Raw genomic sequence first — 9,011 nt, forward strand, 5'->3', positions numbered from 1 at the left:
GCCAGGAGGTGCTCGACGCCCTCCCCGTACCGGCTCTATTGCTGACCCCCGTCCTCGSCGAGGACGGCGAGCTCCAGGACGCCCGCTACGTGAGCCACAACCTCTTGGCCCACGCCGACACGGCCTCGCGCCTTCCCGAGGGCTCCGTTCTCCCGTGGTCCGCACCGGCCTCGCTGTTCGAAAGGTTCCCCGGCCTGGTCCGTACGGCGATGCCCCGCATGCTCGCCGACGCGTTCCGCCTGGGCACGCCGCAAGGGCCCGAAAGGGTGGAGTGGGTGGTGGCCACGCACGCGGGACCGGTGCGGATCAACGACGAGGTCCGGGTCGCGCCCTGCGGTGAACACTTCCTGCTGACCTGGGAACGCGGCAGCCGACTCCGCATGGCGGCCGCCGCCCAGCAACTGGTACGCACGTGCTGGGCGGAGTGGAATCTCGGCGACGACGGCGTCGAGCCCTCCCGGGGCTTTCGCCACATGCTCGGCCTGAAGGACGGCACGGCCCTTCCCAGCCTCTTCGACCTGGCCAACGAGGCAACGCCGGACAGCCTGCCCGGCCTCTACCAGACGCTGTACGACGTCATCCTGCGCAAACGCACCACCGAGTGCGAACTGCGTCTGCGCGGCAGTGGCAACCGTGTGTTCCGCATGGTCGCCGAACCCGTGCGCGTCGCTCCCGGCAGCCTGGTGTGGGCCTTGCGGGCCGTCCTCATCGACGTCACCACCGACCGGCGGCGACGCGAGGCGGCACAGCGCTCCGCGCTCGAGGCGCATCGCGAGCACGAGCGCGCCAACGCCGTGGCGGAAGTCGCCGACACCCTGCGCGAAGCGGTGCTGCCCCACTTCCAGGACGAGCTGGACGCCTACGGCCTCCAGGCAGCGGCCGTCTACCGCCCCGACGCCCGAGGGGCCGGTGTCGGCGGGGACTGGTACAAGGCCCGCAAACTGCCCGACGGCCGCCTCCTGATCGCGCTGGGCGATGCCCGGGGACACGGGCTGGAAGCGGTCACCCTGATGGCCAAACTGAGGTACGCGCTGGCCGGCCTGGCCTACACCGAGGAACCCGTCGAACAGCTGACGCAGTGGCTCAACGAGGTGGCTTGCGCCGACGGAAGCGAGTCCACCGCCACCGCGATCATCGCCCGCTACCACCCCGAACGCGCGCTGCTCCGCTGGACCTGCGCCGGGCATCCGCGCCCGGTCCTGGTACGCGACGGCCGAGCCGCCCAACTGCCGACGCCCGCCGAAGGCCCCGGCCTCTCCCTGGGTGTCCTGCCCCTCACGGACTACACGGCAACCAACACACCGATGGAGGTCTCCGACGTCGTCCTGATGTACTCGGACGGCCTCACCGAACGCCGACCGGCCGACCCGGACCAGGACACGCGACGCTTCCTCGATGCGGCGGAACGCTGCTACGAGGAAGCGCCCCCGGGCGTCGGCCACGCCGGGCTCCAGGACTACATCGAACGGCTCGTGGCCCGGCTGGACGGCCCGCACCGCACCGACGACGCGACCCTGCTGGCCCTGCGCCGCATCAGCACGTGACGCGAACCCGTGACGCGGACCTGGACGCTCGGTGGAGCCACCACTGACCGGGGCGCTTCCTGCCGCCCGGCGCGGTGACCGTCCCCAGGACCACGTACTGCCCACTCGCGGATCACGGTGCCACAAGCCGGCTCAGCCGGTCGCGGTGCGCGAGGTCATCAGGTCAATCCGCCAAGCCGTGGGCTTCCTGAGCCGCTGACACATCACCGAGGCGCGCGATCGGCCATTCCCCGGCGGGTGACGCCCCAGCAGCTCGGAAGCCGCTCAACCTTCGAAGCGGGCCGAAGGTCCGCGTTCGGTCGCGTGCGGCTCCCTGGACGAAGCACGCGCAGCCGAGCGGGCGGATTGGGAGACCGTCTTGGAATGGTCTCGGACATTCTCCCGGCGGCTGGCTACGCCGCAGGGATAGGCGGACCACGCAGCAGTCTCATAACGTGCTTGCACAAGGTGCGGTCGGACATGGCGGAGGGGACGAGGTCGGGCCGCGTACACCATTCGCGGCTCACACCTGTGCGCCCCTTCCTACTGCCACCGCTACCGACCGGCCGCACGCCAGGCCCACGGCCCGCACGACACCACCAGCCACGTCGGGTTCCGCTGCGTCCAGGAAGCCGACGCAGCCCGAAACCCTGACGACGATCAACCAGGTCCACAGGCTCTACTCAGGCGTGGGCTGAGTAGGTGTGCTCATACCCGGTGTCCGCCGCGCGGCGAGTATGGGCCCAACGGCGCAGCCAAGAACGCCGGTTTGATCCAGTGGGACCTAGTAGGGGGATTTCCTCATGTCGCGTCGCATCGTTCTGTCCGTGGTAGCCGGTGTCGTCGTCCTCGGAGGTTCCGGAGCCCTCGCCCTCGCCCACGCCGGAGAACAGCCTCCTTCCGTAGCGCACAGCGCTGCCCGCTATGCCGCCCCGGAGGGCGACCGCAGTGGCTCCTTGATCTTCACTACCGACGTCACGGCGTCCTCGGGCGTCAGGAATGTGAAGGTCCTGGCCTGGCCCGCGAACTCGCCGTTCACGAAGGAGGGACTGACCGCAAAGGACATGGCCGCCGTGGAGTCGGCCGTCTGCAAGGCGTCCGGTGAGGACACCGTGCGCTGCACCTACAAGGCCACCGTCACCCGCGCCGACACCGAGGCGTCCCCGCGTGGCGTGTGGCACGTCGCCGTCCTGGCCACCAGCGAGGACGGCGAGACGACGCTGGTCGCCAAGGCCGCCGACTTCACCGTGTTGTGATCCACACGCGGGTGTGAGATCGGCGCCGCCTCGCGGGCAGTTCGGTCGGAGCCAACGAACAGATGGTCCGAAGGCAATGGCCTGGCCCGGAGAGTTGGACCGGTCTCGGAGGACCGCAATTGGTACGGGCGTACACGCGGGCCTTGATCGTGTCGGGCGTGTCGCCGAACTTGGCAACCTGAGCCTGGGCGATCTCGATGGCGGTGGCGCTGACGGCATCCTCGTTCACGGTGTGGTCCACGATCCCGGAGGCGAGTGCGTCTGCACCGCCGTAGCGGCGTGCGGTGAGCATGGCCTCGTGCGCGGTCTGCGGTGCCGGCCGGGCTTGGATGAGGGCGGACATGCCAGGAGTGAAGGGGATGTTGATGTCCGCCTCGGGCAGGCACCAGTAGCCGCGGTCCGCGCGCATCACGCGAAGTCGTGGGCCAGGGACAGCATGGCGCCAGCTGCAAAGGTGTGCCCTTGAAGGGCGGCCACGTTGATCAGGGGCAGGGAAAGCGGCGCGCCCGGCTCGCGGGCACGGCGTCCTGTCCGGGAACCTTCGCGCAGCCGTTCGGCCTGGTGTGTGTTGGCGGGGTGGTCGAGCATGGCGTTCTCCGGGGAGATCGGCGGGCACATGAGGGACCGACAGAAGGCCCAGCTGGGCGAGTGGGCGGACCAGGCGCAATGGGCGGCCACATCATGAGCAGCTGCCGGCCGCTGGAGCAGTATCTGAGCGCGGCTCCAAGAGGGCTCGGCGGCGGAAACTCGGCGCCCGCTGCGGAGCCAGGGCGTCAGGCGCCGGGCAGCCGGTAGCGGCTGCGGGACCGCTGGGCGTCTCAGGCTCCTGGCGATCCGGCCCGGGAGGGATACAGCGGGCCGAGGCCGGTCATGATCTGGCCCTTGTCGTAGCCCTCGGTGGCGGGCGGGAAGGGGGGCGGGGCGTCGCGCAGTTGTTTCCACAGGGGGTTCAGGCCGAGGGTGCCGCGTTCACGGGTGGTGGCCACGAGGTCGAGGTCGAGGTGGAAGGTGAGGAACTCCTCGCCTGCGCCGCCCTGGGCCAGTACGCGGCCTTCGGGGTCGGTGGCGATGCTCCGGCCGGTGCCGAAAAGGCCGCCGATGTTCGGGTTGAGGACGTACACCTGGTTGGTGATGGCATTGGCTCGGGCGAGGACCAGTTCCTGTTCACGGTCGGAGGTGCGGGTGTAGGTGGGCTGGATGATGACCTCGGCGCCCATCCAGGCGAGGGTGCGGGAGATCTCCGGTACCCAGCCGTCGTAGCAGATCGCCAGGCCGAAGCGGCCCACCTGGGGGATGTCGAAGGTGACGTAGGTGTCGCCGGGCACGGAGGTCTCGTACGGCATCCAGGGGAAGATCTTGCGGTACGAGGCCACCACTTCGCCCTGCGGGGAGATGGCGACGGCCGTGTTGTGGACACCCTTGGCCGATCGCTCCGGGATGCTGCCGGGGACGATCCACAGCCCGGTGTCGGCCGCGAGCCGACATACCGCGTCGGTGATGGGGCCCGGGATCGGTTCGGCGAGGCCGTCGAGGTAGCCGGCCGGGTGGCGGGCGTCGAAGCTGCCGGAGGCACTCAGGTACAGCTCGGGGAAGACGACCAGGTCGATGGACGGGGAGAGGGCTTTGAGGGAGCGCACCTCGCGGCTGAACTTCGCGAACGTCGCTTGGGGGTCACCGGTTACGGGTGCGACCTGCGCGAGGGCGACGCCGAGTATTCGGCTCACTGGTGGGCTCCTTGTGCGGTGGCGGCTGCGGGTGTGCTCGGCGGGGCGCCGTCCGGTGGGCGGAGCCCGGGGACGGCGTCGAGCAGCCTGCGGGTGTAGGGGTGGGCTCGCCAGTCCTGGCCTCGGAGGGGCAATCGCTGCCGCTGCCGTCCATCGTCGTGGTCGAAGTCAAGCGGCCGATGCGCAATGACGCCTCGGAGGACAAGGACCCCATCCAGCAGTGCCTGGACTACGTCAAGCGTGTGCGGGCCGGCGGAGTGAAGACCGCGCTCGGGCGGCCGAATCTCCCTACACGTGAAGCACCTGCCTTCTGCTACGTCCTCGCCGATCTGACGAAGACGATGGTGGACAGATGCGAGTACGCGACTCTGCGGCCCACGCACGACGGCATGGGCTACTTCGGCTTCAACGAACCGCTCAAGGCATACATCGAAGTGGTGAGCTTCGACCGCCTCGTCAACGCCGCTACCGAACGCAACCGGGCGTTTTTCGACAAACTCGGGCTCCCCTCCAGTTGATCAGCCAATGGGGCCCTCCCCTTGGGTGTCGGTTTCAGCCGGTGTTGTTGCCATGGGCAGCGAAGGCAGCCTCCGCGGCCAGCTCATGCAGGACGCTCCCTCGTCGGAGGAGACCAGATGTCTTCCTCGTCCCAGTAGCAGCGCATCCATCTGGTCACCAGGCCATGGTGCCGGGCCAGATGCGCCGCCCTACTCCGCTCTGTCTCATGACTGGGCGATGAATCCTGCCGATCGGTCGAGCTGGAAAGGAGAACCGACCCGGGTTGGATCCCAGCCTTGATCCCGTGCCTCTCGAATGCTGGCAGCAACGTGAGCCGGACGAATGGGCTCCGTCTCGACGCCCACCCAGTTGCTGGGATGGGCCTGACCGCTGTTGACGATCAAGGTCGTGCCCGGCTGGCTGCTGCTGGCCGCTTCAACCGCATAGGTCAGCGGTGTCCAGCAGAGGCCCTGCATGTAGGAGAGCTTCCTGCGGATCCGCCAGCGGTACTCGATCCCGTCAACGGTTATGCGCCGGGAACCCTTCTTGTTCAGCGCCATCTTCGACTCCTCCGCTGCGGAACTCTGCTGTGTCGCCGCGGTCGCGAAAAGCAGGTTGCACGCGAACGTACCGAACGCTGTCGCCAACAAGCGCCTTTCAGGACTACGGATGGGCTGATCAGCCCATAATCGGAGTCAGTGCCGAGCGACCCGGCACATCGCACCCGCCCCGGGTGCACTCACCGCGATCGGAGAGCCTCGTGAAGAACAGCCCGTTGTGGCGAGTGGTTGACAACGAGAGTGGTAGCCAGTCCATCGTCAGCACACCCTCCGAGGCGGTCGCGTTCGTCAACAGCCGGTTCGACACCGATGACGACGACGAGCCGTTCAGCATCACCGAGGTCGGTCCTCTCCTTCCGAAGCCGCTCGGGGTCATCACCGCATGGGCCGCCGAGAAGGACGGCGAGCGAACCGACGGGCGTACTGCCCCGATCACCATCAGGCCGGTTGTGACGGACAACGCCGGCGAGTGCGATGACGTGGTGCTCTGGCGCGATGTGTACCTCTCCTGGGACCACGACATGTACACCGTCGAGGGGCCGGACGGCTCCGAGTACAGCGAGGCTTACAGCGCTGCCGAGTTGAGTGCGATCCTCGACGAGTACGCCGACGACTACGAGTACGCGCCTGAAGGGCCGGACAGCCACAGGTGGCCGAAACCGGAGGAGTTGATCCCCTACGGCGCACAGGAGTGCGCCAAGCGGTTCGGGCACCTCGACGACGACGCCCTGCTGTGGCTCGCTGCCACCCGCATCACGCTCGCGGTGTGGCGCAACACACCCGTCGAGAACTGGCATGCCGGGAAGAGCCCGTTCCACGACGGCACAATGATGCGGATCAACACGGCAACCACCCGACTCGTGCGCTCGATGCTGTCGTTCGAACATGTCGACTGGATCAGTCTCGGTCTCGCGATCGTCGACCCGTCCCGGGTTCTACCGACCGGGCAGTCTGTTCTCGAGCTCGGGCTGGCCTGCCATAACCCTGACGACCCGGCGCACGAGGCTGATCCGCGCGAAGAACTCGCGGAGATGGCACAGGACGCGATCGCTTGGGGGCGGGCGTACTGCCTTCGCGAGAAGACGTTCGGCCTGCGAACCCTGATCGAATTCTTCTGCGCGTCCGACAACGGCTGGTTCGGAACTCCGAGTTGGGGGCGCATCGTCGGTCGGTTCACTACGGCTGTCGACGACCGGGAGAATGCGCGCTGGAACGTGCACCGAGACAAGCCTTGGTTCGACGAATGGTTCACGAACCGCCCGGCCGACATCGCGGACACCACGGAACTCCGTCGGCTGCTCCATGCCGGGCCCGACCTGCTGTCCGAGGAGGCCGCCGAATGGTGCGTGGATGGTGGCATCGGTTTCGTCTGCGGGGACGACCACGCGAACGGCTGCTGGCGGTGCGGCATCCCGCTGGCAACGGAGTCCCCCAATGAGTGAACGTGGGCACCAGCGTAGAGAAGCAGCAACCCACTGACCGCGCTCTCTCTTGTCTACTGCGACCTGCGAGTCTCAGCATGGTGTCGGATCCGACTTCCATCCGACATCGACCGTGAGATTCCGACACGGAATTTGAGATCCCACAGTGGGGTCTGCGGCAACGCAGAGGCTTTAACCCTGGTGTTCGTTGGGGAAGACCAGGGCACTCCCGGTGCTGGATACCAGCATGATCGCACTTGCCAATCGGGGGCCGCTAAAAGGTAAAGAGTTGTCTAGGTGTGCGAAGCCGCGCGCTGAGGACCGTTGAAAGTCCGTGACAGGCCCGCCCGCCCCGCCCATTCACCTCGACCTCGTGGCCACCACCCGTGAACGCGGCACCCTCGGCCTGAACCCCCTGTGGAAACAACTGCGCGACGCCCCGCCCATTCCACGGGCGAGCGGCCCCGGCCGCCGACACCGTACCCCACACTGGCCAAACTCACGGGCCCTCACCCGTAGATGTCATCTGAACGAAGCACTGTCCTTCAGCCTGCCTGAATTCCCGTAACGGGAAAGGGCATCGTGAGCGGGGCAGCGCAGGTACACAACCGTGGGAGGGCCGCGTGCGCGGGGACCTGAACGAGCGGCAGCACGCCGTACTCTCGTGGGTGAGTCAAGGGTGCCCCTCCGGGTTTTGGCCGGACAGTACGTACAAGGTGAGCGCTCAGGCTCTGCAATGCCGAGGACTGATCAAAGTCACCAAACGGCGTGGGTACTGGAACGCCGAGCTCACCGATGAGGGACGACAGTATCTTGCCGATATCGGTATCGGCCCACGCGACCACGACGCCGAAGCACCTGAGGCGCCGGGGGATCTGGCGACACGACGCCCCCAAACCACGCCGAAGACCCGCACGAACTACACCGACCAGCTCCTTGAAGAACTGACAGCCAACAACAACCGCCTCGTCAAGGCGAACGAATCCGGCCCGCACGCAGTGAACTGGGCATCGCGGATCAGCGCCGCACGCCAGTCCGGCAAGATCCCGCACTCACAGGAGCTCCGCGGAAAGCAGACCTACAGCGGCTACGAAATCAAGCTCGTCGACATCCCTGCATGGCGGCTCACCGAAATCACCCCATCAACGTGCCCGCGAGACTTACCCAGCCTCATCCAGTGGTCGTGGCCCTCCAAAAGCGCCCCGAGGGCATGGGGCTGACCAAATCCGTCTACAACCGAGCCCTGCGCCTCATCCAAGCCCTTGTAACCGACGCCCAATCGAAGGGCCACACGACCACGCTCGGCCCCACTCCAGACGCTCCCGCGCCACGCCACCGCCGACAGGCAGCACCGCACTTCACCATCACCGCCCAAGCCGAATGCATCGACGTCCTCGTCCTACAGGAACACGACCACAGCAAACACATCCATACCGACAAGGAACGCACCGACGCCGAGAAGCACACATGGATGCGCATCCCCCGCTACGACTACACCCCCGCCAACCGGCTGCGTTTCATCCTCCGGGGCGGCACCCCGCACCGCGGCAGCGAATGGACCGACCTCGACGGCCGCCCCCTGGAGGACCAGCTCGCCGAAATCGCGCAGGAAGTCGACCTCCGAGGCGAAGCCGCGGAACAACGCTGGCGCGCAGACGAGCAGGCCCAGGAGGCAGCACGGCAGAACCGGGAAACCGCCCTGCACCAAGCGCACGCCGCATACGCCCACGCCTGGAGCCTCCCCCTGAGTGGTGGACACGCTGATACTGGATCTGCTTGATCCGGAGGAAGCGAGAAGACCGCCGATGGCGATGAAGGACTACTCGGACGAGTTCAAGACCGATGCCGTGGACCTGTTCGAGTCCACACCTGGGGCGACCTACAAGAGCATCGCCGCCGACCTGGGCATCAACAGGAACACCCTGCGGAACTGGGTGCTGCGGGCCCGCGAAGTCCGGGGCGTCGGCCCGGACGCTGCCCGGAACACCGGGACAGTGTCCCGGGCAGCGCAGGTGACAGCGGCCGCGGA

Annotated in this window: 9 protein-coding genes and 1 pseudogene; 7 read left to right on the forward strand and 3 right to left on the reverse strand. The window is 67.5% G+C overall.

Translation table 11 applies throughout. From position 1 onward, the window contains the following. Together EAO72_RS09270 and EAO72_RS09280 are read left to right on the forward strand one after the other, a co-directional pair. Positions 1-1,544, forward strand: a 1,544-nt coding sequence (locus tag EAO72_RS09270; RefSeq protein ID WP_261991386.1) for a PP2C family protein-serine/threonine phosphatase, incomplete at its 5' end; no start/stop codon positions are given. Positions 1,545-2,326: 782 nt separating this feature from the next. After that, positions 2,327-2,779 carry a DUF5707 domain-containing protein gene (locus tag EAO72_RS09280; protein ID WP_148016778.1) on the forward strand — a complete coding sequence of 151 codons (453 nt, stop codon included), beginning with the start codon at positions 2,327-2,329 and terminating at the stop codon, positions 2,777-2,779. An 84-nt stretch (positions 2,780-2,863) separates the two neighbouring features. Here EAO72_RS09280 and EAO72_RS09285 read toward each other — a convergent pair. Beyond that, positions 2,864-3,277 (reverse strand): annotated as a pseudogene (locus EAO72_RS09285) (enoyl-CoA hydratase/isomerase family protein); the annotation flags it as partial. Between the two features lie 320 nt (positions 3,278-3,597). Beyond that, positions 3,598-4,503 (reverse strand): carbon-nitrogen hydrolase family protein, encoded by a 906-nt coding sequence (locus EAO72_RS09290; RefSeq protein ID WP_187284985.1) that lies wholly within the window; start codon positions 4,501-4,503, stop codon positions 3,598-3,600. A 101-nt stretch (positions 4,504-4,604) separates the two neighbouring features. On the opposite strand from EAO72_RS09290, the gene EAO72_RS09295 reads away from it, so the two are divergent. Further along, positions 4,605-5,021 carry a hypothetical protein gene (locus EAO72_RS09295; RefSeq protein WP_261991387.1) on the forward strand — a complete coding sequence of 139 codons (417 nt, stop codon included), beginning with the start codon at positions 4,605-4,607 and terminating at the stop codon, positions 5,019-5,021. Between the two features lie 204 nt (positions 5,022-5,225). On the opposite strand, the gene EAO72_RS09300 is transcribed toward EAO72_RS09295, so the two are convergent. After that, positions 5,226-5,561, reverse strand: coding sequence for a hypothetical protein (locus EAO72_RS09300; RefSeq protein ID WP_148016780.1), 336 nt, complete (start codon positions 5,559-5,561; stop codon positions 5,226-5,228). Positions 5,562-5,761: 200 nt separating this feature from the next. Here EAO72_RS09300 and EAO72_RS09305 point away from each other — a divergent pair, with 200 nt between their 5' ends. From EAO72_RS09305 to EAO72_RS09315, 4 genes are all read left to right on the forward strand, one after another. Further along, positions 5,762-7,003 (forward strand): hypothetical protein, encoded by a 1,242-nt coding sequence (locus EAO72_RS09305; protein ID WP_261991388.1) that lies wholly within the window; start codon positions 5,762-5,764, stop codon positions 7,001-7,003. A 695-nt stretch (positions 7,004-7,698) separates the two neighbouring features. Continuing rightward, positions 7,699-8,202, forward strand: coding sequence for a hypothetical protein (locus EAO72_RS41875; protein ID WP_187284986.1), 504 nt, complete (start codon positions 7,699-7,701; stop codon positions 8,200-8,202). Then, a complete protein-coding gene (locus tag EAO72_RS41880; protein WP_187284987.1) occupies positions 8,166-8,762 on the forward strand; it encodes a hypothetical protein in 597 nt (198 codons plus the stop codon). The genes EAO72_RS41875 and EAO72_RS41880 overlap by 37 nt, the downstream gene beginning before the upstream one ends. 25 nt (positions 8,763-8,787) lie before the next feature. Beyond that, positions 8,788-9,011: transposase (locus tag EAO72_RS09315; RefSeq protein WP_148015812.1), on the forward strand; the 224-nt coding region annotated here is incomplete at its 3' end.

The sequence above is a fragment of the Streptomyces sp. OR43 genome (assembly GCF_008042275.1).
Classification (GTDB): domain Bacteria; phylum Actinomycetota; class Actinomycetes; order Streptomycetales; family Streptomycetaceae; genus Streptomyces.

Coding starts and splice junctions, on each gene's coding strand:
- EAO72_RS09280 (WP_148016778.1), top strand. CDS start 2,327: ATGTCGCGTCGCATCGTTCTGTCCGTGGTAGCCGGTGTCGTCGTCCTC.
- EAO72_RS09300 (WP_148016780.1), bottom strand. CDS start 5,561: ATGGCGCTGAACAAGAAGGGTTCCCGGCGCATAACCGTTGACGGGATC.